The organism is Pseudomonadota bacterium, assembly GCA_016719885.1.
GTDB lineage: Bacteria > Pseudomonadota > Gammaproteobacteria.
In genome coordinates this window covers 202,642-224,418 of sequence record JADJYF010000004.1, presented here as the reverse complement: position 1 = coordinate 224,418, position 21,777 = coordinate 202,642, and the positions used below count along the sequence as shown (strand labels likewise).

The following is a 21,777-nucleotide window of genomic DNA, read 5'->3' as shown; positions in this document are numbered from 1 at the left end:
CTGCGGCGGCACGCTGGCCGTGCGCCGCGCCATCGGCTAGCCTCGCGCCCCGTGTCGTCACGTTCACCGCTCATTGCTCTCGCCCTGCTGTTGCTCGCCGCGGCGGGCGCCATGTATTGGCTGGCGGTGCTGACGGTCGACGATGTCTTCATCGTCTATCGTTACGCGCGCAATCTCGCCAACGGCGCGGGCCTGGTGTTCAACGTCGGTGAGCGCGTGGAAGGCGTCACCTGTTTCCTGTGGACGCTGGCACTGGCGCCGCTGCACGCGCTGGGCGGCTCGCTGCCGCGGCTCGCGCCGCTGTTATGCGCGCTCTGCGGGCTCACCACCATCGCCCTGGTCACGCGCCTGCATGCCGCGTGCGAGGACCGGCGGCACATCGCGTGGCGCGATCTGCTGCCGGCACTGTTGCTGGTCTCCAGTCCGCCCTTCATCTATTGGTCAGTGGGCGCGCTCGAGGCGGTGCCGTTCGCGCTGCTGGTGAGCCTGGCGCTGCTGGCCCACGCGCGCGAGATGCGCGCTCCGGCAGCGTGGCCCGCGTCGGCGCTGTGGCTGGGACTGGCGGCCATGACGCGTCCGGAAACACCGGTGGTGGCCCTGGCTTTGATGGTCGATCGACTGTTGCATGCGCGCGAACGCGGCGACCGTGCACTCGCCGGCAAGGCCATGCTGCGCTGGCTCGCGGTGCTGGCGGCGGTGGTGCTGCCCTTCCTGTGCTTTCGCTACGCGTATTTCGGCGAATGGCTGCCCAACACCTATTACGCCAAGCTCGGTGCGCCGCTCACCGCGCGCCTGCCCACCGGCCTGCATTACCTGCTGGGCTGGACGGAAACCCTGCTGCCGCACTTCGGTCTCGACGCCCGCACGCGTCGCACCCTGGCCTGGCAGGTGCTCATCCTGCTCATGTTGATGCTGCTGGTGGCGCTCGCCGAACGGCGCGTGCGCGCCTGTGCGCTGACGGCCATCGCCCTGCTCGTCGCCTGCGTCTTCGAAGGCGGTGACTGGATGACCATGTCGCGCTTCGTGGTGCCGGCACTGCCCGCACTGGCCGTGGTGGGCGCCGCCGCGTTGCTGAAGCTCGGCGCACGGCGCCACCGCGCCTGGCTCGCGGCCGCGGTGACGATGCTGGTCGTGGTGGCGGGCGGCGTCGCCGCCCAGCGCGAACGGGACGGCGGACGCGGCATGCGCGCGGTGGCGCTCGGCCATGAACGCGCCCACGGCGCGCTCGGCCGTTACATCGTCCGCCATGCCGCGCCCGGCGACACCGTGGCCCTGATGGATGTCGGCCTCATCGGCTGGCTGGCGGCCGACCAGCGCATCCTCGATATCTCGGGCCTGACCGATCATTTCATTGCTCGCGCGCCGGGCCCGTTTCTCGACAAGCGCTACCCGGCGTCCTATGTACTCGATGCCAAGCCGCGCTTCGTGGTGCTGGCGCCGGGCTTCGGACCCGATCGCCGTATCGCCGCCGAGCCCGGCTTTCAGTCGCGCTATCGCCTCGTCCAACGCCACAATGCCCAGGCCAATCTCGAGCCGCCCGGCAACTATCCCCTGCTGCTCTTCGAGCGTCGCGCGGATGGCGGCGCGGCGCCGGCCGCACGATGAGGCGCCCGGCGCCGATTTAAGCTTTGCGCTTCGCGGCCGCTCTCTGTCGCTCAACGTACTCGGTCGCAAGTCCGACGAGAGGAGCGCAGCATGGCCACAGAACCTTACGGGCAGAGCGGAAACCAGGACTTGATCCAACGCTTCCTCAGCCATTGTCATCGCAAGCATGTGCCGGCCAAGAGCACCATCATTCGCCAGGGCGACCCGTCGCGCGACCTGTTCTACGTGGTGAGTGGCTCGGTGACGGTACGCATCGAGGATGAGCAGGGCAACGAGCTGGTGCTGGCTTACCTCAATGCCGGCGAATTCTTCGGCGAGATTGGCCTGTTCGGCGATGACGTCAAACGCAGTGCCGTGGTGCGTGCCAAGGTTGCGAGTGAAATCGCCCAGATCAGCTACGAGCGACTGAAGAGCACGCCTTCGCTGTTTCCCGACCTGTTGATGATCATCGCCGAGCAGCTCGCCCATCGACTGCGGCGCATGGACCAGAAGATCGGCGACCTCGCGTTCCTGGATGTCGCCGGCCGCGTGGCCCGCACCCTGACCGAGCTCAGCAAGGAACCGAGCGCCATCACCCACCCGGACGGCATGCTGGTGCGCATCACGCGCCTGGAGCTCGGCGACATCGTCGGCGCCTCGCGTGAAATGGTCGGCCGCGTGCTGGTGGTGCTGGAAGAGCAAGGACTCATCAGCGTCGATGGCAAGTCGGTGGTGGTGCTCGGCAAACGTGAATTCAGCCAGCCGCGCGTGCGACCGGCCCTGGCGGCGGCCGCGGCAGGACGCTGAGCGCGGCGCGACTCACGCTCGATTCCGGCGACGGTGCCCGCTATCCTGCGCGGGTACCCGGCGGCGGCCGCATTTCTCCGCGCCGATGGATGCCTGGCATAAGGATGGTGCTGTTTCCACTTCAGGAGCACGTCTTCCGTCCGCCGTCATGGCCCCGTCCCCGCAATCAGCGCTGGTCTATTCCCTGGTGCGTATCGGTCTCGGCAAGACCTTGCTGGCGACCAAGGGCGGCGATCGCTATGTCGTGCACAGGCTCGAAGAGCGCGACGATCGCCTGGGTTTGATCAAGCTCGGTGAGCTGAAAGCATACGGCGCGCCGGTGATCGGCCGCGTCAGTCGCCCCGAAGCGATCCTGAGCTTGCCGTGGCGCGAAACCTTGACCTTCTATGGCCGCTGGTACGACGAGCTGTCGTCGGCCGATCGCAAGTACGCCTTGCGCAGGAAGATCGCGCGCGCGCCGCTGGAAACGCTGCTCGAGCAGATCGCGCGTGACGACCGCTATGGCCTGGTCGGCACCTACTACGCGGTGTTTCGCACCATCATGGACTGCAAGCAACGCATTCCCCTGATCCTGCTCGACACCAACCTGGTGGACGAAGGCAGCCTGCCGGTGATCCTGCCCGACGCGACCGACGACAAGAGCTACAAGGAAATGGAAGCCTTGCTACGCCTCATGCTGCGCATGGAAGAGGTGAAAGCCTCGTAGGTGCGAATTCATTCGCACGCTCAGATCTTCGCCGCCGCCAGCTCGCCGCTCTTGAACATCTCCACCAGCCTGAACTTCTGCAGCTTGCCCGAAGCGGTGGCGGGAATGACCGGCAGCGCGTACCACTGGCTGGGCACCTTGTGTCGCGCCAGGCGTGAGGCCACGTATTCGCGCAGCGCCTCGCCGCTGGCTTGCGTATCGGCCTTGAAACTCAGCACCGCGCCCACCTGCTCGCCCCAGTAGTCGTCGGGGATGCCGACCACCGCCACTTCGGCGACGGCGGGATGGGTGTAGAGCACTTCCTCGATCTCGCGCGGATAGATGTTCTCGCCGCCACGAATGATCATGTCCTTCAGGCGTCCGGTGACGCGGCAAAAACCGCGCGCGTCCATGCTGCACAGGTCGCCGGTATGCAGCCAGCCGTCGGCATCGATGGTGGCGGCGGTCGCCTCAGGCATGTCGTAGTAACCCATCATCACCAGGAAGCCGCGCGTGCACAGTTCACCCGGCGTATCCAGCGGCGCCGTCGCGCCGCTCACGGGATCGATGATCTTCACTTCGATCTGCGGAATCGGTTGACCGATGGTCTCGCTCTTGTCGAGCGCGTTGTCGTGCGGGCGGGTATGGGTGATGGCCGGCGAGGTCTCGGTCTGGCCATAGCCGATGATGAGCGTCACGCCGAACTGCTCTTCGACCTGGCGCACCACTTCCATGGGCACGATGGTGGCGCCGGAGAACACCGTCCTGAGCGTGGACAGATCGCGCGGCCGGCGCGCCTGTGCCGCCAGCAGCGCGATCAACATGGTCGGCACGCCGAAGGTATAGGTGACGTGCTCCTGCTCGACGAGATCCAGCATGGACTCGGCGTCGAAGGCCGCCGGCTGCACCATGGTCGCGCCGATCTGCGCCATGCCCAGCACGTTGCCGACGCAGCCTGCGGTATGGAATAGCGGCGCCACCGCGAGATTGATGGTGCTGGCATCGAGCGCCTTGACCAACGCCATGATGCGCGAATTGTTGGTCACGCTGTAATGATTGAGCAGCGCACCCTTGGGCTGCCCGGTGGTGCCCGAGGTGTACTGGATCATGCAGGGTTGGCGCGGATCGACCGCCGGCAATACCGCGCCCTGGTCGTGGGCGGCGACGAAGTCGGCGAGATCATCCAGGCACGCGACGGCGGCCAGCGTGAGGCCTTCACGCGTCACCGCCTCGTCGACCGCCGCGCGCATGTCGAGGCCGCGGTAATCGCGTGCATGGAACACGCCGCGCGCACGCGACTGGCGCAGCACGTAGGCGAGTTCGCTGGCGCGATAGGCGGGGTTGACCGTCACCAGCACCATGCCGGCCAGCGCCAGGCCATATTGCACGATGATCCACTCGGGACTGTTGCCGGCCCACACCGCCACGTGGTCGCCAGGCTTGAAGACGTTCAGCAGTGAGCGCGCGGTGCGCTCGGCCTCGTGCAGCAAGGCGCCATAGCTCCAGCGCCGGCGGCTGGCCGCGTCGGCGTTGCCCTCCACCAGCGCGATGCGATCGCCATGCGCGGCGGCCGCCGCGCGCAGCACGTCGCCGCAGCTCGTATCAAGCAGCGCTATGTCGCCTTGCAGCGGCCAGTAGGATTCGGTGAGCAGCGTCATGTCGGCAGATTGAGCACGTGCTTGGCGATGATGTTGCGCTGGATCTCGTTGCTGCCGGCGTAGATCGGCGCCGGCCGCGCGTTGTAGAAGTGGCTCAGCACGTCGACTTCGGCGCTGCCGAAACGCTGCACGCCGCGCGCGCCCGCCGCCTCGCCGCCCGCCTCCAGGATCATTTCCGAGAGCCGCACGTAGGTTTCGGTCGACCAGATCTTGAGCAGCGAGATATCGATGCCCGGCTCTTCACCACGTTTCAGCATCGCGGCGTAGTCGCCGTACAACGCTTCGAGGTCGAGCACGTCGAGCGCGATGCGCGCCAGCGCGTCGACGAACACCGCGTCCTCCAGGCGACCGTCGGCGCGCGCGAGGTCGCGCAGTTGATGCAGGGCGTGCTGACACAGCTTGGGGCTGCCGACGAACAGTCGTTCATGGCCGAGCAGCGACTTGGCGATGGTCCAGCCCTGGTTGAATGCGCCCACCAGGTTGGCGCGCGGCACGCGCACGTCGTCGAGGAACACTTCGCAGAAATCGACGTGACCGCCAAGGTTGATGATCGGCCGCACCGTGACGCCGGGCTGGTCGAGATCGATGAGCAGAAAGCTGATACCGGCCTGCGGCTTGGCCTGCGGGTCGGTGCGCACCAGGCAATACATGTGCGTGGCATCCATGCCGTGAGTGGTCCAGGTCTTCTGACCGTTGACGATGAACTCGTCGCCCTCGAGCACCGCGCTGGTCGACAGCGAGGCGAGATCGGAACCGGCATTCGGCTCGGAATAGCCCTGGCACCAGATCTCGTCGCCGGTCAGCGCGCGGGCGAGGTAACGCTCGCGCTGTTCCTGGTTGCCATGGGCCTGGAGTATCGGCCCGATCATGACGATGCCCTGGTCGGGCGCGCGCGCCACGCCCCAGCGTTCCAGCTCTTCGATGAAGATGATCATCTTGCTGGCGCTCAAGGCCATGCCGCCGTATTCGCGCGGCCATGCCGGCGCCGCCCAGCCACGCGCCACCAGCTTGGCATGCCAGTCCTTGATCTCGGCCCAGCGCAGCTGGCCGGGCGGATGACGCAGCTGCGGCGGGTAATTCGCTTCTATCCAATGGCGCACGGTGCTGCGGAACAGGCGGTCTTCGACTTCGTTCCAGTCGCCGCCCGGCGGCAGGTAATCATCGGGCAAGGGCGTCGGCAGCGCTTCCTGCGTGGCGCTCTCGCCGTGCAGCAGCGCGGCCATGCCGCGCAGCTCGGTGATGGCGCCACCGTAGCGCGCGCCCATCACCAGGCCACGTTGCACGTACAGCGACACGTCGCATTGCTCGGTGTAGCCGATGGCGCCGTGCAGTTGGATCGCTTCGCGCAGCACGCGCGTGACGGTGTCGCAGGCACGCTGACGCACGCGTGCGCAGGCCAGCGTGCTGTCCGCGCCGGCATCGATGCTCGCCACCGCCACGTCGAGCGCGGCGCGCGTCAGGCGCACATGCATGAACATGTCGACGGCGCGATGCTGCAAGGCCTGGAAGCTGCCGAGCGCGCGACCAAACTGGCGACGCGTGCGCAGGTACTCGAGCGTCATCTCGAGCAGCGCTTCGCACAGGCCGAGCATGTAGGCGCTGCCGCCTACCGCGGAAAACGCCAGGCTGCGCGCGACCTGTTTGGGGATGAGCGGCACGCTGATCGCGCAACGCAGGCCCTGGCAGGCGACACGGCCGTCGCGCGTGTCGTCGGCCAGCGTCACGGCGTCAATGGTGAGACCGGGCGCATCACGCGGCACCACGCACAGCACATCGCCGCTCGCGGTGCGCGCCGGGATCAGCAGCACATCGGCGTCGGCCGCCAGCGGCACCTGGCCCAAGTGCCCGTCGAGGACCAGCACATCGCCGTCGCGGCGCGCGCTGACGGCGCGCTGCCAGGCGGCCGGCGTCAGGGGCGCGCCGTAGATCACCGTGCCGTCCATCAAGGCGGTGAGCCGGTCTTCGACGCCAGGGGCGGCGGACAGCAGGCTGGCCGCCATCACCGCGCTTTCGATAAAGGGCTCGCCGGCCACCACGCGCCCGAGTTCACGGCACACGCTCGCCACCGCCCGCGCGCCGAGGCCGAGGCCGCCAACGTCCTCGCCCACCACCAGGCCGCACCAGCCGAGTTCGGCCATTTCGCGCCAGGCATCGCGATCGAAGGCGTGGCCGGCGCCGTGCAACGCGCGCAGGCGCCGCGGCGCAAGCGCGCGCGCGCAATAGTCGGCGACGCTGTCTGTCAGCAGTTCGGTGTAGTCCGGTTCGCCACCGGCGGTGGGGCTCGTGTTGTTCATGGCCGGCAGCATAACGGGCCAAACGGAATGTGCAATTCAACTTGTAGGGAGGTGATGACAGCAGCGCCGGTGATGGCCCGAATGTGCGTGTGACGCTTGAATTTGCGCGGTGGATCTTTCACCGTGCCTCGCACTCGCCAGGCGGCGCCGAAACCAGAGGACCCGCGTTTCATGGCCCCATCGCAAGTCGACAGCGTCGGCCGACAGGCCCGCCGCAGCAATCACGTGAGCGCCCTGGCGGTCGGCCTGGTGCTGCTGCTCGGCGCCGGCTGGTATTACCTGTCGGCGCGCAGCGCTTCGGAGCACCTCGCCAAGAACAGCTTTCGGCAGTTGAACAATCTCGCCGACCAGGCCGACGCGGTGATGGTCAATTTCCCGCACCTGTTCAATTTCCTGCCGGTGGCCGCCAGCGCCGGCACCGCCGCGACGCGCGATGCCGCTGTTGCACGCGAGGATTGCAGCGCCGCCGCCATCACCGCCGAAGGCGCGGCACTGCAACGCTACCTGCAGTGCCAGCTGCTGAGCGGCGCCGCGCGCAATGCCGAACGCGACGCCGCGGTGCGCGAGGCGCTGGCCACCGTCAGCCAGGTGCGCAAGGACCATCGCGACAACGAGATCCGGTACCGACGTTCGCTGCAGAGCAATCGCCTGCTGGCCAATCTCAGCATGCGCTGGGTCGAGTTCGCCGACTCGATGTGCGTGGGCAGCGGCGATACGCGCGTCAGCGGCCCGCATTTCGATTTGATCGGCGCCGCCGGCCAACGCGAACTGGTGGTCACCGATTGCCCGAGTGATGGCAAGCCGCCGGCCTCGGGGCGACGCCTGCCGAGCGCGCACCTGCCTTTCGGCGCGCTGTTCGACGCGGCCGGTCTGAATTTCGATTTCGACCAGTTCGCGGTGCTCGATGCCGAAGGCAGCATCCTCTATCTCTCCACCGCGCGGCTCGGCAAAGGTCGCCACGATTTCGGCCGCCTGCCCGACACCAGCGAATTCGCACGGGTGCTGAAGCTCGACATTGGCAAGATGCCGGTCGCGGCCGGCGCCGACGGCGCCACCGGCGGCGCCGAAGACGAACGCTACACGCGCATCCTGAAACGCCGCTTCGGCGCCACCGACTACACGGTGTTCGTGCAACCCCACGTGCCGGCGCTGCCGCCGGCGGCGGGCGCGCGCGGCGCGGCCAGCTGGTACGTGGTGGGCTTGAAGGAAACCAGCCGCTTCAATGCCGAACGTTTCCACGTCGGCCCGCTGCAGTTCGCGCTGTTCAGCTTCGCGCTGCTGCTCGCGATTGCCGTGCTGCCGGCGGTGCGCCTGCTGTTCCTCGGCCGCGGCACCAGCCTGTCGCGCTTCGATTTCAGCCTGTTGGTGGTGAGCCTGATCGTGGCCACCGGCAGCGCGGTGATGCTGGGTCTCATCGTCAATTCCAGCGCCAAGCTCGCCATCGACACCGATGCCACGCTGGAACAGCTGGCCGGTGAATTGAAGCGCGGGCTCGAACGCGAACTCACGAGCAAGGCGCGCGCGCTGGACGAGGCCGAACGCACCATCCTCGCCAGCTACCGGGCGCTGCCGGCGCCGCTCCAGGCGCTGCTGGTCGAAGCACGAGGCCTGCACCAGCATTCGCCGCTGTACCAGGCGCTGGCGGCGGACTATCCCGCGCTCGGCTTTCCGTCGCGGCACGCGCACCTGTCGCGCGACGATGTCGCCGCGCTGCAGTACCTCGCCAGTGATCAGCCACTGTATCGCGACCTGACACGCGTGCTGCTGCGCCAGCCCGAGTTGATTACGGCCTTGCCCGACATCCTCACGCTGCAGCGCCATGCCCATGCCTACTACGACGGCCTCGTGGCGCTGGACGCGCACAACGTCGACCCGGCCTGCGCCAACCCCAGCGCCTCCTACCGCCTCGCCGATCAGCCGCGCGACGACGCCACGCCCGCCACCGCCGGCGACTACGCGCTGGCATGGCTCATCGACGAGAACGGTGACCAGGTGTTCGGCCAGCTCAACAACCGGCGCGGCCAGCTGCGGCATCTCAACGTGCCGAGCCGCGACTATTTCAAGCGCGCGCGCGACGGCCAGGTGTGGCACCCGGCCTGGGCCGGGCCTGAGGGCATCTATGTCGAGCGCGTGTGGTCGCGCAGTGAAGGACGCAAGACCACCATCTTCGCGCGGCCGCTGGCCACCGATGTCGACGAGCTGGCGCCGGCCCTGCGTGCCTGTGGACCGCGGGTGGCGGCGCTCATGACCAACATGCGAGCCCTGACCGCCGCGGTACTGCCGGCGCACTACGGTTACGCCGTGATCGCCGACCAAAGCGGCGAAGTGCTGTTCCATGCCAATGACGAGGCGGCGCTGATCGAAAATTTCTATACCGAGACCAACAACGACAAGGCGCTGCTGGCCGCCACCGAACACGACCAGGACGAGCACTTCACGAGCTTCTACAGCGACCGCTGGATCCAGGGCTTCGTCACCGCCGTGCCGGGCATGCCGTGGTCGGTGGTGGTGTATCACGACAACGAGCTGTCGGCCTCGCTGATCTTCGAGTCGGCGGTGCTGGCCTTCGTGCCGGTGTTCGCCATCGCGCTGCTGGTGCTGCTCGGCATGGAGTTGCAGCATGGGCTCGGCTACATCATCGCCAACGCGTGGTGGCCGCATCCCGACAACGCGCTGCGCCATGCCCTGACCGCGGCCATCAGCATCGCCTACGCGATTGCGCTGTTCTTCAACCTCGGCAACCGCGATGGCCTGGCGCTGGTCACGCAGCCGATCCTGATCGGGCCGCTGTTGTTCGCCTACCTGTCGCTGCTGTGGGCGGAAGCGTCGCTGCGCAAGGTGCTGCTGGTCGTGATCCCGCTCATCGCGCTGACCTGGGGCTTCATGCTCGACGGCGTGGTGTTCGCGGTGCTGGCCCTGGCATTGGCGGGCGTGATCGTGGCGTTCAGCCGCGTCGAGCGTATCGCGCTGGCGCTCCGGCCGTGGTTTCGCACCGTGCACGCCATCGCCGGCATCGGCCTGTTCACCGCCGTCGCCGGTGTGCCGGTGTTCGGCTTCTACCAGGACGCGGTCAGCTACTACCTCGCGCGCGAAGCGGATTTCGCCAACGCCTGGACGCGCCACCAGCTACGCACGCGCGGCAACACCATCAGCGAGTATTGCCAGACCCTGCGCGAAGGCGCACGGCTGGGCGGTGAGTGCGCGCTGCCAGCGCCACGCTACGATGAACGACTCGCGACGCTGCACGCCGAGCCGGCCTGCGCGGCCACCGCCAGCGCGCCGCCCTGCGACTATCACCCGAAGGATTCCTTCGCCTACCGCGCGGCGCTGCTGTTGAAGCAGGGGCTCGCGCCCTATTCCGACGAGAACGCCATGTTGCGACCTTTGAGCGGCGCGCCCAGCCTGAAGGCGCCGGTGTTGCGAAGGCCGGACGTGTCGCGCTATCTCGATTCGAGCGCGATGTTCCTGATCCTGTCCTGTACTTCGCTGTTCCTCGGCCTGGTGTCGTGGCTGGCGTCGCGCCGCCTGTTCGGCCTGCAGGGCGCGGGCGCCTACAGCTTCCTGCCGCCGTGGCCGCTGGCGGCCGACGCGGCGGACGAGCGGCCCGCGCTTGCCGAGCTACGCGCCTCCAGCGTGCTGGTCGGCTATTCGCCGAGTGCGCTGGAGCTCGAGCAATGGGCGGCCCATTGCACGGTGATGCCCTGGCATGTGGTCGAAGCGCAGGCCGATATCGCGCTCACGCTGGTGGTCACGGGTCTCGAGTTCGCGCTCAAGGACAGCTACGCCGCGCGCGCCGCCGCCTGTCGCGAGGCACTGCGGCAGTTGCTGACGCGCGGCGCGGTGGTGGTGCTGGTGTGTGAAGTGGTGCCGGATTTCTTCATCCACGACGCGGTCGCCAACGGCATCGGCCATCTCGGCAGCGATGGCGCGGCGCAGTTCGCCTGGCTCGATCTCATCGACAGCTTCGAACGCCTGGGCGCGCCGCAGCGCTGGCAGGGCGGCGTCACGCGCAGCGACCCGGTGGACGACGAGCTGTCGACCTTCCCGGAACTGCAGATCCACGCACCGGCCATCAAGCAACGCACGCGCGACGCGGCGCGGCCGGTGCAGTTCATGGCGGTGGTGTTCCGCGTCGCCGAGAGCGTGTACTTCCGCAAGTGGAGCGCCTCGACCTTGCGCGAGCAGGCGCTGCTGTTGCAGCTCGTGCGTCGTGAGCTGGTCAATCCCGACCAGCACGACGTGCTGGAGAGCCTCTTGAATCGCGGCCTCATCGTGCGCGAGCCGCGCATCCGCATCGCCAGTCGTACTTTTCAATGGTTCGTCGAGAACGTCGAGATCTCGCGCGAACTCGACCAGTTCAGCGCGCGCTACCAGGACAGCCTGTGGCAGTCCATGCGCTGGCCGGTGATCATGGTGCTGGGCCTCTTGGCGCTGTTCCTGTTCCAGAGCGGCGACGACAAGATGCAATGGGTGATAGCGTCGCTGGGCTCGATCATCACCTTGAGCACCACCGTCAGGCAGCTGTGGACGCTGGTGAAAGGGGACGCATCGTAGGTGCGAACAGGCGATCGGTGGGTCAGGCTTCAGCCTGACACCTGCAGGTGCGAATGACTCCGCACCTGCAAGCCATACCCTGCGCTCAGAGATTGCCCTTGTGCTGCACGCCATCCACCGGCAGCATCGCGCCCGACACCCAGCTCGCCTTGTTCGAGGCCAGGAACACCACCGCGTTGGCGACTTCCTCGGGCTTGCCCATGCGACCGAAGGGAATGCTCGCGACCACCATGTCGAAGAACGCCGGGTTGTCGCGCTTGACGTTTTCCCAGAAGCCGCCGGGGAAGTTGATCGAACCCGGCGCCACGCAATTGACGCGGATGTTCTTGGGCGCGAGTTCCATGGCCATGCTCTTGGAATGGCTGATGAGGCTGGCCTTGGCCGCGGCGTAGGCCGCCACGCCCGGCAGGCTGGCTTCGAGGCCCGAGATTGAGCTGATGTGAATGACCGCGCCGCCGCCCTGCGCTTCCAGCCATGGCACCACTTTCCAGGTCGCGCGCACGGCCGCCATCACGTCCACCGACACGCTCGCCGCCCAGCCTTCCTCGGTGTCGGTCACGCCGAAGCCGGACGGATTGTTGACCAGCACATCGACGCGGCCCAGCACCGCGTGGGCGTTGTCGAGGAATCCGCCGAGCGAGGCGGCATCGCCGACGTCACAGCTCGCCGCGAACACCTTCACACCCAGCGCCGCGAGCTCGGCGCGGGTCGCTTCCAGCGCCTCGGCGCCGCGCGCGCAGATTGCGACATTGGCGCCTTCGCGCGCGAATTCCAGCGCGATGGCGCGGCCGATGCCCTTGCTGGCGCCGGTCACGATGACGCCCTTGCCCTTGAGTCCGAGATCCATAGCTTCCCCCTGTGCGTGACGCGCCTCACGCGCGATGTATTGAACGGCTGAACGCGCAGCGACGCGCGTGGAGGGGGCAAGATAGGGGGAGATCGGGCGATCGGCAAGATATTGTTGCCGTCATTGTAGGTGCGAATTCATTCGCACATTAATGGCCCGACGGGACGTTACCGCCACGACGTTTAATGTGCGAATGAATTCGCACCTACAGGAGCATGACGAAGGCGGGCTTTTACAACACCAGGCTCGGACCGCCGTTGTTGGTCCAGTAGTCGTTGTCGTAATACTCGCGCCACTCGATGATCTTGCCGTTCTCGGTCAGCTCGAACATGCCGCACACCTTGAGCTCCATCTGCCAGGTGCCGCTGCCGTTCCAGTCCCACTGGTCGACACGCTCGGTGATGACCTTGTTCTCGTGGCCGAAGCAATTGACGAGCTTGAACTCGACTTTCTTGGCCGGCGCGAAAATCGACGCAATCATCTTGCGTACGTTTTCCTTGCCGCGTATGGCTTCCAGCGGCTGGTTCAGATAGCACATGTCTTCGGTGCACTGCGCCATGCAGGCGTCGACGTCGAGGTCGTCCCAGCCTTTCAAAAACGCGCGGACCACGCCGACATTGCGCGCAATCTTCTGTTCGTTGGTCATGATGTCCATAGTCTCCATCTCTAACTACGTGGCGGTGGTCGGGGGTCAGTCGAGGTGCAGCGTCGGGCCGCCGTTCTCGAACCACATGCGATTGTCGAAATAATCGCGCCAGCCGCAGATCTTGCCTTCGTCGTTCAAGTCGAACATGCCGATGCAGGGCAGCTTGAGGCCCCAGCCACGGCCGTCGAAATCCCAGCAGTCGAGACGCTCGGTGACGACCGTGTTGCCGCGCCCGAAGCAGTTGCGCAGTTCCCAATGGCAGGCGCGCGTCAGCTTCATGATGCCGGCCACGATTTTGCGCACGTCACGCTGGCCGATGACCGGCGCCAGCGGCTGGTTGATGTAGACGATGTCGTCCGACAGGCAGGCCATCGCGACATCGGGGTCGAGCGCCTCCCAGGCGTCGACGAACATGCGCACCTTGAAGTAGTTGCGCGCGATCTTTTCTTCTTCGGTCATGGGTTCTCCCCTGTTGCTGTGGTGATGGCCTGCCTGGTGGTCGCCAATCAACGGCGAACAATAGGGGCCGCCGATGGACTCGAAAAGAGACGCTACTGACAATGTCTGTTATTTTGATGACATGACAATTCATGGTTCGGGGCCAGCCCCATGGATGCAGGTGCGATAGAAGACCTCATGATGCCGGCCACCTACGGCCGACACCTGGCGCGCCTGTTCCCGGTCGACAAGCTGCTGGCCAGCACCGGCCTCACCGCCGCCGACTTCGCCGAACGCGACCGCCGCATCACGGTGCGCCAGGCGCTGCAGTACATCAGCAATACCTTGGATCTCGCCGACGCGCCGGACTGGTACATGGCCTGGGCCGGCAACATCGCCGAGCATTTCCACGGGCCGGTGAGCTTCGCCCTCATGAGCTCGCCGACGCTGGGCGACGGCCTCGACGCCTTCGTGCGCTACTTTCCGGCGCGCATTCCCTACATGCACATGCAGGGCCGGCGCGACGGCGAGGAATTCTATGCCGAGCTGTGCCCGCTCATCGAACTCGGCGCGGCGCGCGCGCTGCTGGTGGAGACGCCGCTGCTGGTCCTGCAGCAATACCTCGCCACCGTCTACGGCGTCGACTTCAGCGGCGCACGCATCGAACTCGACTACCCGGCGCCGGCCTATGTCGCCAGCTATGCGCGCTATTTCAAGGCGCCGGTCGCGTTCAATGCCGTGCGCAATGCGCTGGTCATGCCGGCGGCGTGGCGCGAACTGCGCAACCTCGATTACCACGAATCGACCTGGTCGCACGCCCTGCGCCAATGCGAAGCGCTGGCGTCGTCACCCGAGCGCACCACCCTGGGTGAAGTGCGCAACTATTTGTGCCGCGCATTCGAACTCGAGGAGCGCCGGCGCGCGTTGCCGACCCTGGATGAAGTAGCCAATGCGCTGCATCTCGCGCCGCGCACCCTGATCCGCCGGCTGCGCCGTCTCGGCACCACCTACCAGGCCATCATGGATGAATTCCTGCGCACACGCGCGGCCGAGCTGCTCGCCAACGATCGCGTGAAGATCAAGGAAGTGGCGGCCGCCTTGGGCTTCCACAATCCCGCCAACTTCGGCAAGGCCTTCAAACGCTGGTATGGCGTTTCACCTGGCGGCTACCGCGCGCGTCACGACCATCCTGCGCCTTGATCAAGAAAGCACGCGGCGCGTCGCTAACCCTGCGAGGCGCGCGCGACCGCGATATTTCCCTGCGATTGCTGCAGAAATGCACGGCCCGAGTCTGATATCGATCAGTTTGGCGATGTGCGCTACGCGGCTTGGCGCGACGCTGACAGCCTGCGCCTGCAGGATTGTGCGCAGGGTCACGCGCATGGCTGGAACACTTCTTATACTTCGCCCTCAAAACACGCGGAGTGATTTTCTTCGATGAAGATTCGCCGACGAGGACGTGAGAAAACCATGTTGAGCCACCGTCTCATCGCCTGTGTATTGCTGGGTATCGTATGCAACGTGGCGGCCGACCCGCCCGACTGGGCCCCCGCCCATGGCCATCGCGAGAAGCATGGCGGCAAACATGATCGCGGCGACGAGCGCCGCTACGAAGGCCGACGCCGCGAAGTGGTGGTCGCTCAGCCGGTGGTGGTCGAGCAGCGCTACGGCGTGCTGAACGGTCATTGCAATCGCCAGGCGCTCGGCACCGTGCTGGGTGGCGTGGCCGGCGGTGTGGTCGGCAACCAGGTGAGCAATGGCGACCCCGCCGCCACCGCCATCGGCACCGTGGTCGGCGCGCTGCTCGGCAATGCCGCCGCGCAATCGTTCGACCCGATAGACCGCGGCTGCTCGCAGCAGGTGCTGCAGTACGCGCAGAACGGTCGACCGGTGCAGTGGATGAACGGCGCGACGACCTATGTCATGACACCCGCCGCGATTTTTCGCCAGGGCGACCGGCAATGCCGCAATTTCGTCATGCTGGTGCGCAGTGGCGGCCAGCAATGGCAGGAGAACCGCCGCGCGTGTCGCGGGCCCGGCGACAGCTGGTATGTCGATAATTGATGCACAGTGGATAGAAGGAGAGCGACATGAAAACTAGATTCATTGGTCAATGCGTGCTGGTGGCGAGCCTGGTGGCCGTCGCGGGCTGCGGCACCACCACCCAGGATCGTGGTTTGAGTGGTGCGGGCATCGGTGCCAGCGCCGGCGCCATCATCGGCGCGGTGACCGGCTTGAGCGTGGTGGAAGGCGCGGTGCTCGGCGCCGTCGGCGGTGGTCTGGTCGGCTCGCTCACCAAGCCCGACCAGGTCAACATGGGCGACCCGGCCTGGAAGAAATCCCAGACCACGCAAGCCGCGCCAGCCGCCGCCGCGGCACCGCAGGCGGTCGCCGCCCAGCCCAACCTCAACCAGGCGGTCTCCAACCTGCAGTCGCAGCTCGCCGCGCGCGGCTATGACCCGGGCCCCATCGACGGCGTGATGGGTGAGCGTACCCGTCAGGCCATCCGCGCCTACCAGCGCGATCGCCAGATGCCGGTCGACGGCCAGGTCAGCCAGGCGCTGGTATCGAGCCTGGCGGCGAACTGAGGCGCGTCAACGCCCAGGTGATCGCTGTGGGTCCGACTTCAGTCGGACATTGAATTGGCAGCCGGTCGCGACCGTACGAGCCTGAATGTCCGACTGAAGTCGGACCCACATATTCCTTCTCTCCTGTCCCCCACATCGCGCTAAACTTCGGCCACAGCCGTGGCGCCCTGCCGCGTCCCCATTCACATCAACGAACGCTGCCGGCACCTGCCGCCGCGGATAAGGCCAGAGCATCCATGAAAAAAGTCTACCCAGACGCCAAGACCGCCCTTGCGGGCCTGTTGCATGACGACATGACCATCGCCGCCGGCGGATTCGGTCTGTGCGGCATTCCGGAGAACCTGATCAGCGCGCTGGTGGACAGCGGTGCCAAGAACCTCACCATCGTCGGCAACAATGCCGGTGTCGACGATTTCGGCATGGGCCTGTTGTTGCGCACCAAGCAGGTCAAGAAGGTCATCGCCTCCTACGTCGGCGAGAACAAGGAATTCGAACGCCAGGTGCTGGCCGGCGAACTGGAACTGCAATTGACGCCGCAGGGCACGCTGGCCGAGCGGCTGCGCGCCGGCGGCGCCGGCATCCCCGGCTTCTATACCCGCACCGCGGCCGGCACCAAGCTTGCCGAAGGCAAGGAAACGAAAGTCTTCAAGGGCGTGGAATACGTGCTCGAGGAAGGCATCACCGCCGATGTCGCCATCGTCAAGGCGTGGAAGGGCGACAAGGCCGGCAACCTCGTCTATCGCAAGACCGCGCGCAACTTCAATCCCATGATCGCGACCTGCGGCAAGATGTGCGTGGCCGAAGTGGAAGAGCTGGTGGAAGTGGGTGAGCTCGACCCGGATCAGATCCACACCCCGGGCATCTACGTCGACCGCATCGTCCAGGGCAAGAACTACGAGAAGCGCATCGAGTTCCGCACCGTGGCCGGTTCGGGCGCCAAGAAAGACACGCCCGAGCGGCTGATGATGGCCAAGCGCGCCGCGCAGGAACTCGAAGACGGCTACTACGTGAATCTCGGCATCGGCATTCCGACCCTGGTGGCCAACTACATTCCCGAAGGCATGACCGTGACCCTGCAGTCGGAAAACGGCCTGCTCGGCATCGGTCCGTTCCCGGAAGAGGCCAGTGTCGACGCCGATCTCGTCAACGCCGGCAAGCAGACCATCACCGCCATTCCCGGCGCGAGCATTTTCTCGAGCGCCGATTCGTTCGCGATGATCCGCGGCGGCCACATCAACCTGTCGATCCTCGGCGGCCTGGAAGTCGCGCAGAACGGCGACCTCGCCAACTTCATGGTGCCGGGCAAGATGGTCAAGGGCCCGGGCGGCGCCATGGATCTCGTGTCAGGCGTGAAGAAGGTCATCGTGCTGATGGAGCACACCGCGAAAGACGGCAGCTCCAAGGTGCTGAAGGAATGCAGCCTGCCGGTCACCGGCAAGGGCGTGGTGAGCATGATCATCACGGAGCTGTGCGTATTCGAGGTGCTGCCGGGTGGCAAAGGCCTCGCGTTGAAGGAGCTGTTCCCCGGGGTGACTATCGAGGACGTGCGCGCCAAGACCGCCGCCGATTTCATCGATCAGCGGGCCTCTTGAGGCTGTAGCGTCCCTGTAGGTGCGAATTCATTCGCACATTGAATGGGTGGCTGGGCGCTGTGCATCGCCCTTCAATGTGCGAATGAATTCGCACCTACAACTTCATTTGATTCCGCCCATTACTTGGCCGTATCGCGGCAGCGACGCACTCGCCAACGCGCCAAACACCATGAGCCCCGTCACCATCGCCAGCGTCGCCTGGTAATCCCCGTAATGATCGAACAGGCGCCCGGCCAGCAGCGGCCCGAGCGAACTCGACAACCAGAAACACGCGTAGACCGTCGCGTAGATGAAGCCGTAGTGGCGCAAGCCGAAATAGCGCGCGGTGAGAAAGGCCAGCAGATCGACTTCGGCGCCGAGTGCGAAACCGATCAGGAACGCGGCCAATGGCGCGCGCTCCGCGCCGCCGCCCATGAGCAATGCGCAGCCGCCGGCGGTGACGACGAAGATCGCGGCGGCGACGAACGGCGCGAACAGGCGATCGATCAAGGCGCCGATGCCGATCCGACCTATCACCACGCCGATGCCGATCAGCGACGCGATACGCGCGGCCTGCGCTTGCGCAAGTCCGGCGTCGCGCAGCATCGGCACCATGTGCACGACCAGCGCCGAACAGGCGACGGCGGTCGCCGCGAAGCCGATGGCCAAGGTCCAGAACACGCGCGTGCCGAGCGCCTGGCGTCGTCCCATGCCGGGCAGGTCGAGGCCGACATCACGCGCGGACTGTCCGCCACGCGGTTTCAACCACAGGTAGACCAGCGGCCATGGTGCGAAGGCCAGCACCGCGAGCGTGACGAAACCGGCGCGCCACCCGTAGTCGGCGATGACGCTCTGCATGAGCAGGGGCAATACGATGGCCGCCGTGCCGGGCCCCGCCAGCGTGATACCGAGAGCCATGCCTCGCGCGGCTTCGAAGCTGCCCGCCACGGCGCGCGTGTAGAGAATGGAGGAAGTGCCGATGCCGGCGACATTGAGCGCGAAGAACAGCGCATAGAATGACGCGCGCGGCCCGTCGAATTGCGATACCACCAGCAGCATGAGCACGAAACACGGCACCGCCACCAGCGCCACGCGCCGCGCGCCGAGCCTGTCGAGCAGCCAGCCCAGCACCGGCGCCGCCAATACCAGGCCGACGCTGCCATAGAACAAGGTGGTGGAGACTTCGCCGCGCGACCAGTTGAAGGCCTGCTGCAGGGGCGTAACGAACAGGCCGAAGCTGTAATAGATGAGCGACGACACGCCGGTGCCACAGGCGATGGTTGCCGTCAGCAGCAAGGACCAGCCGGCCGTGATCTCGGCCTTCCACTCGCGAGGGTGCCCCATGGCGGCATTGTCGGAGCGTGTCGGTGCGGCGCGCAAGCCTGGCTCGCTGCGTGCCCGGACACGCGTCGCGGCGCGCCGCCTCTATTCGTCATCGCGACGGCGCAATAGACTTCCGGATGATGATCAAACCCCTGCAACTGGCGCTCGATTTGTTCGGCGAACTCGCGGCCCATGGTCGCGCGCGCGCGTCGGCGCCAGCGCTCGCGCCGCCACCGGCAGCATCGACACATGACGGCGACGCCGGCTTCGTCTACGAACTGCGCCGCAGCGCCCGGCGTCGCTCCCTGAGCATCGAAGTGCACGCCAATCTCAACGTGGTGGTGCGCGCGCCGCTGCGCTTTCCGCAGCGTGAAATCGAGCAGTTCATCGGTGCGCGCGCGCCGTGGGTGGCCGCCCAGCTGGAACATTTCCGCACCCTGCCGCGCATGCCGCTGGTGCCGACCTACGCGGATGGCGCGACCCACTACTACTTGGGTCTGCCCCATCGTTTGCGACTCGATCCCGAGGCAAGTCATGGCGTGCAACGCTGCGACGACAGCCTGGTGATCGGCGGGCGCGCCGCGCGCGATGGGTTGGCGGCGCGCGCGGCGCTCGATGCGTGGTACCGCAGGCGCGCCGAGGAACTGTTCAACACCATCCTCGCCGAATGCCATCTGCATCCGCGCTTCCAGCGCTATCCCTGTCCCGCCTTGCAGATCCGCGCCATGCGCACGCGCTGGGGCAGCCTCGGCACGCGACGCGGCATGACCTTGAACCTGGTGCTGATCCAGGCGCCGCGCGAATGCATTGAATTCGTGGTGATGCACGAGCTGTGTCACCTGCGTTACCACGGTCACGGCAAGGGCTTCTACAAACTCCTCGACGGCGTGTGCCCGGACTGGCGCGAACGCAAACGTCTGCTCGAGGACAGCCTGCGCTGAACATCCCGCCCCTTTCGCCGCCGCGCGCGGCGCGTGTCGCCGTCATCGGCGGCGGCCCTGCCGGTCTCATGGCCGCCGAAGCCGCGCGCGCTGCCGGCGCCGAGGTCTGCCTGTACGACGCCATGGCCTCGGTCGGACGCAAGTTCCTGCTGGCCGGCAAGGGCGGGCTCAATCTCACCCATGGCGAAGCGCTGCATGCCTTCCTGTCGCGCTATGGCGCCGAGCGCGTGCATCTCGAGGCCGCGCTGCGCGCCTTCGACAACGACGCGATTCGTAGCTGGGCGCGCGCGCTCGGCATCGAGACCTTCGTCGGCACCTCGCAGCGCGTGTTCCCGCTCGGCCTGAAGGCCGCGCCGCTGCTGCGCCGCTGGTTGGCGCGATTGCGCCACGACGGCGTGCGCTTCCACATCCGCCACCGCTGGCTGGGATGGAACGCCGATGGCGAACTGCGCTTCGCGACCCCGGCTGGCGAAGTGCGGACGGCCGCGGACAGCGTGGTGCTGGCGCTGGGCGGCGCCAGCTGGCCGGCGCTTGGCAGCGACGGCGCGTGGCTTGCCACGCTCGCCGCGCGCGGCGTGGCCGTGACGCCCTTGCGCGCCGCCAACTGCGGTTTCGAATGTCGCTGGAGCCCGCACCTGGTCGCACGCCACGGCGGCGCGGCGGTCAAGAACGTGGTCGGCAGCTGCCGTCTCGCCGATGGCAGCGTGCACTCCCGGCGCGGCGAATTCATCGTCAGCGCCGACGGCGTCGAAGGCAGCCTGGTATATGCCTTGTCGCGCGCCCTGCGCGGCGAGCTCGAGCAACGCGGCACGGCCACGCTCGTCATCGACCTCGCGCCGGACCGCGACCAGGCAACGCTGGCGCGCGCGCTCGCCGCGCCGCGTGGCAAGCATAGTCTTGCCCACGTGCTCTCGCGGCGCGCGGGCCTCGACGGCGTGAAGGCCGGCTTGTTACGGGAAGTTGCCACGCCCGAGGCGCTGGCCGACGCCACGCGCCTGGCGGCGCTGATCAAAAGCCTGCCCTTGGTATTTCACGGTACGCGGCCCGTGGCCGAAGCCATCAGCACCGCCGGCGGTGTCGCGTTCAGCGAACTCGACGAACACTTCATGCTGCGCGCGCTGCCCGGCGTGTTCTGCGCGGGTGAAATGCTGGATTGGGAAGCGCCCACCGGCGGCTACCTGCTGTCCGCCTGCCTCGCCACCGGCCGCGTGGCCGGCGCCGCCGCCGCGCGCGCCGCGTGTCTGAATGCGCCGACTACCGGCTAGCGGGCTTTTCCGCTACTTTTGCCGCCTCTCTTCAACTTCAACAGGAGGTTTGCCATGGCAACTCTGCCCGCCGGTTATCCAGAACAGGCATTCGATGCCTTCGCTTTCTTGAAGTCGCGTACCGAATTGTCGGTCGAGGACATGCAGGTGCTCGCGATGATCGAATGCTTCGGCGAAGCGTTTTATTTTCTGCTCGCCGACAACGTCAGGAATGACGAAGCGAAGGCGCTCCTGACGCGTAACGGTCAGGAAGAACGCGGCCACGCCCATCGCCTGTTGAAGGCCATCAAGTTGAAGAGCGGCGCGGATTTCGCGCTGCCGCCGAACGAGGAAAACCCGTTCTTCAAGTTCTGCCCGACCGAACTCACCTGCGATGCGGAGATTCTCGCCGCCCTCGCCCAAGGCGAAGCGGATGGCGACCTGGTCTACCAGGTGTGGGCGGATCACGAGAAGGACGGCAAGATTGCCGAGTTGCTGCGCTTGAATGGCCGTGAAGAAACCCGCCACGGCGAACGCGTCGCGGAAGTGACGAAGCTGCTGGCGGCCTGAGGCGGCGGACCAGCAACCATTGTGGGT

Annotated in this window: 17 protein-coding genes; 11 read left to right on the top strand and 6 right to left on the bottom strand. The window is 66.7% G+C overall.

Annotated elements, in window-relative coordinates; genetic code table 11:
• The first annotated feature begins 51 nt into the window (after window positions 1-51).
• The 3 genes from IPM80_04715 to IPM80_04705 all read left to right on the top strand — a co-directional run bounded on the left by IPM80_04715 (window position 52) and on the right by IPM80_04705 (window position 3,097).
• On the top strand, window positions 52-1,605 hold the full coding sequence (locus tag IPM80_04715; GenBank protein ID MBK8957735.1) for a hypothetical protein: 1,554 nt from the start codon (window positions 52-54) through the stop codon (window positions 1,603-1,605).
• A gap of 90 nt (window positions 1,606-1,695) precedes the next feature.
• Window positions 1,696-2,391: a cAMP-activated global transcriptional regulator CRP gene (gene crp, locus IPM80_04710; GenBank protein MBK8957734.1), complete on the top strand. Its 696-nt coding sequence runs from the start codon at window positions 1,696-1,698 to the stop codon at window positions 2,389-2,391.
• A 148-nt stretch (window positions 2,392-2,539) separates the two neighbouring features.
• Window positions 2,540-3,097 (top strand): hypothetical protein, encoded by a 558-nt coding sequence (locus IPM80_04705; protein ID MBK8957733.1) that lies wholly within the window; start codon window positions 2,540-2,542, stop codon window positions 3,095-3,097.
• A 20-nt stretch (window positions 3,098-3,117) separates the two neighbouring features.
• On the opposite strand, the gene IPM80_04700 is transcribed toward IPM80_04705, so the two are convergent.
• The gene (locus IPM80_04700) at window positions 3,118-4,734 is read right to left on the bottom strand and encodes an AMP-binding protein (GenBank protein MBK8957732.1); all 1,617 of its coding nucleotides are present in this window, start codon (window positions 4,732-4,734) and stop codon (window positions 3,118-3,120) included.
• On the bottom strand, window positions 4,731-7,028 hold the full coding sequence (locus IPM80_04695; protein MBK8957731.1) for an acyl-CoA dehydrogenase: 2,298 nt from the start codon (window positions 7,026-7,028) through the stop codon (window positions 4,731-4,733). The genes IPM80_04700 and IPM80_04695 overlap by 4 nt, the downstream gene beginning before the upstream one ends.
• 171 nt (window positions 7,029-7,199) lie before the next feature.
• Between IPM80_04695 and IPM80_04690 the strand changes: the two genes are divergently transcribed.
• Window positions 7,200-11,582 carry a cache domain-containing protein gene (locus tag IPM80_04690; GenBank protein ID MBK8957730.1) on the top strand — a complete coding sequence of 1,461 codons (4,383 nt, stop codon included), beginning with the start codon at window positions 7,200-7,202 and terminating at the stop codon, window positions 11,580-11,582.
• An 85-nt stretch (window positions 11,583-11,667) separates the two neighbouring features.
• Here the strand turns inward: IPM80_04690 and IPM80_04685 are convergent, their stop codons facing one another.
• The 3 genes from IPM80_04685 to IPM80_04675 form a co-directional block, all read right to left on the bottom strand.
• Window positions 11,668-12,429 (bottom strand): SDR family oxidoreductase, encoded by a 762-nt coding sequence (locus IPM80_04685; protein ID MBK8957729.1) that lies wholly within the window; start codon window positions 12,427-12,429, stop codon window positions 11,668-11,670.
• Window positions 12,430-12,661: 232 nt separating this feature from the next.
• Entirely contained in the window at window positions 12,662-13,093 is a 432-nt protein-coding gene (locus tag IPM80_04680) for a nuclear transport factor 2 family protein (GenBank protein MBK8957728.1), read from the bottom strand.
• Window positions 13,094-13,120: 27 nt separating this feature from the next.
• Window positions 13,121-13,534 (bottom strand): nuclear transport factor 2 family protein, encoded by a 414-nt coding sequence (locus tag IPM80_04675; protein ID MBK8957727.1) that lies wholly within the window; start codon window positions 13,532-13,534, stop codon window positions 13,121-13,123.
• Between the two features lie 150 nt (window positions 13,535-13,684).
• On the opposite strand from IPM80_04675, the gene IPM80_04670 reads away from it, so the two are divergent.
• The 4 genes from IPM80_04670 to IPM80_04655 all read left to right on the top strand — a co-directional run bounded on the left by IPM80_04670 (window position 13,685) and on the right by IPM80_04655 (window position 17,693).
• Window positions 13,685-14,713 (top strand): AraC family transcriptional regulator ligand-binding domain-containing protein, encoded by a 1,029-nt coding sequence (locus tag IPM80_04670; protein ID MBK8957726.1) that lies wholly within the window; start codon window positions 13,685-13,687, stop codon window positions 14,711-14,713.
• A 270-nt stretch (window positions 14,714-14,983) separates the two neighbouring features.
• Window positions 14,984-15,577, top strand: coding sequence for a glycine zipper 2TM domain-containing protein (locus tag IPM80_04665; protein MBK8957725.1), 594 nt, complete (start codon window positions 14,984-14,986; stop codon window positions 15,575-15,577).
• Between the two features lie 251 nt (window positions 15,578-15,828).
• Window positions 15,829-16,101 (top strand): peptidoglycan-binding protein, encoded by a 273-nt coding sequence (locus tag IPM80_04660; GenBank protein MBK8957724.1) that lies wholly within the window; start codon window positions 15,829-15,831, stop codon window positions 16,099-16,101.
• Window positions 16,102-16,337: 236 nt separating this feature from the next.
• Window positions 16,338-17,693, top strand: a complete 1,356-nt coding sequence (locus IPM80_04655; protein ID MBK8957723.1) for a 3-oxoacid CoA-transferase subunit B — start codon at window positions 16,338-16,340, stop codon at window positions 17,691-17,693.
• Window positions 17,694-17,795: 102 nt separating this feature from the next.
• On the opposite strand, the gene IPM80_04650 is transcribed toward IPM80_04655, so the two are convergent.
• Entirely contained in the window at window positions 17,796-19,016 is a 1,221-nt protein-coding gene (locus tag IPM80_04650; GenBank protein ID MBK8957722.1) for an MFS transporter, read from the bottom strand.
• 116 nt (window positions 19,017-19,132) lie between these two features.
• Between IPM80_04650 and IPM80_04645 the strand changes: the two genes are divergently transcribed.
• From IPM80_04645 to IPM80_04635, 3 genes are all read left to right on the top strand, one after another.
• Window positions 19,133-19,936, top strand: a complete 804-nt coding sequence (locus tag IPM80_04645) for a M48 family metallopeptidase (protein ID MBK8957721.1) — start codon at window positions 19,133-19,135, stop codon at window positions 19,934-19,936.
• A gap of 68 nt (window positions 19,937-20,004) precedes the next feature.
• Window positions 20,005-21,201 carry a TIGR03862 family flavoprotein gene (locus tag IPM80_04640; GenBank protein MBK8957720.1) on the top strand — a complete coding sequence of 399 codons (1,197 nt, stop codon included), beginning with the start codon at window positions 20,005-20,007 and terminating at the stop codon, window positions 21,199-21,201.
• A gap of 54 nt (window positions 21,202-21,255) precedes the next feature.
• Complete coding sequence (locus IPM80_04635; GenBank protein MBK8957719.1) at window positions 21,256-21,750, top strand: ferritin-like domain-containing protein; 495 nt, start codon at window positions 21,256-21,258, stop codon at window positions 21,748-21,750.
• Window positions 21,751-21,777 lie beyond the last annotated feature (27 nt).

Bases quoted from the DNA above. Each gene is read 5' to 3' on its own strand.
- crp (MBK8957734.1), top strand. From the start codon at position 1,696: ATGGCCACAGAACCTTACGGGCAGAGCGGAAACCAGGACTTGATCCAA.
- IPM80_04705 (MBK8957733.1), top strand. From the start codon at position 2,540: ATGGCCCCGTCCCCGCAATCAGCGCTGGTCTATTCCCTGGTGCGTATC.
- IPM80_04700 (MBK8957732.1), bottom strand. From the start codon at position 4,734: ATGACGCTGCTCACCGAATCCTACTGGCCGCTGCAAGGCGACATAGCG.
- IPM80_04695 (MBK8957731.1), bottom strand. From the start codon at position 7,028: ATGAACAACACGAGCCCCACCGCCGGTGGCGAACCGGACTACACCGAA.
- IPM80_04690 (MBK8957730.1), top strand. From the start codon at position 7,200: ATGGCCCCATCGCAAGTCGACAGCGTCGGCCGACAGGCCCGCCGCAGC.
- IPM80_04685 (MBK8957729.1), bottom strand. From the start codon at position 12,429: ATGGATCTCGGACTCAAGGGCAAGGGCGTCATCGTGACCGGCGCCAGC.
- IPM80_04680 (MBK8957728.1), bottom strand. From the start codon at position 13,093: ATGGAGACTATGGACATCATGACCAACGAACAGAAGATTGCGCGCAAT.
- IPM80_04675 (MBK8957727.1), bottom strand. From the start codon at position 13,534: ATGACCGAAGAAGAAAAGATCGCGCGCAACTACTTCAAGGTGCGCATG.
- IPM80_04670 (MBK8957726.1), top strand. From the start codon at position 13,685: ATGGATGCAGGTGCGATAGAAGACCTCATGATGCCGGCCACCTACGGC.
- IPM80_04665 (MBK8957725.1), top strand. From the start codon at position 14,984: ATGTTGAGCCACCGTCTCATCGCCTGTGTATTGCTGGGTATCGTATGC.
- IPM80_04660 (MBK8957724.1), top strand. From the start codon at position 15,829: ATGGGCGACCCGGCCTGGAAGAAATCCCAGACCACGCAAGCCGCGCCA.
- IPM80_04655 (MBK8957723.1), top strand. From the start codon at position 16,338: ATGAAAAAAGTCTACCCAGACGCCAAGACCGCCCTTGCGGGCCTGTTG.
- IPM80_04650 (MBK8957722.1), bottom strand. From the start codon at position 19,016: ATGGGGCACCCTCGCGAGTGGAAGGCCGAGATCACGGCCGGCTGGTCC.
- IPM80_04645 (MBK8957721.1), top strand. From the start codon at position 19,133: ATGATGATCAAACCCCTGCAACTGGCGCTCGATTTGTTCGGCGAACTC.
- IPM80_04640 (MBK8957720.1), top strand. From the start codon at position 20,005: ATGGCCGCCGAAGCCGCGCGCGCTGCCGGCGCCGAGGTCTGCCTGTAC.
- IPM80_04635 (MBK8957719.1), top strand. From the start codon at position 21,256: ATGGCAACTCTGCCCGCCGGTTATCCAGAACAGGCATTCGATGCCTTC.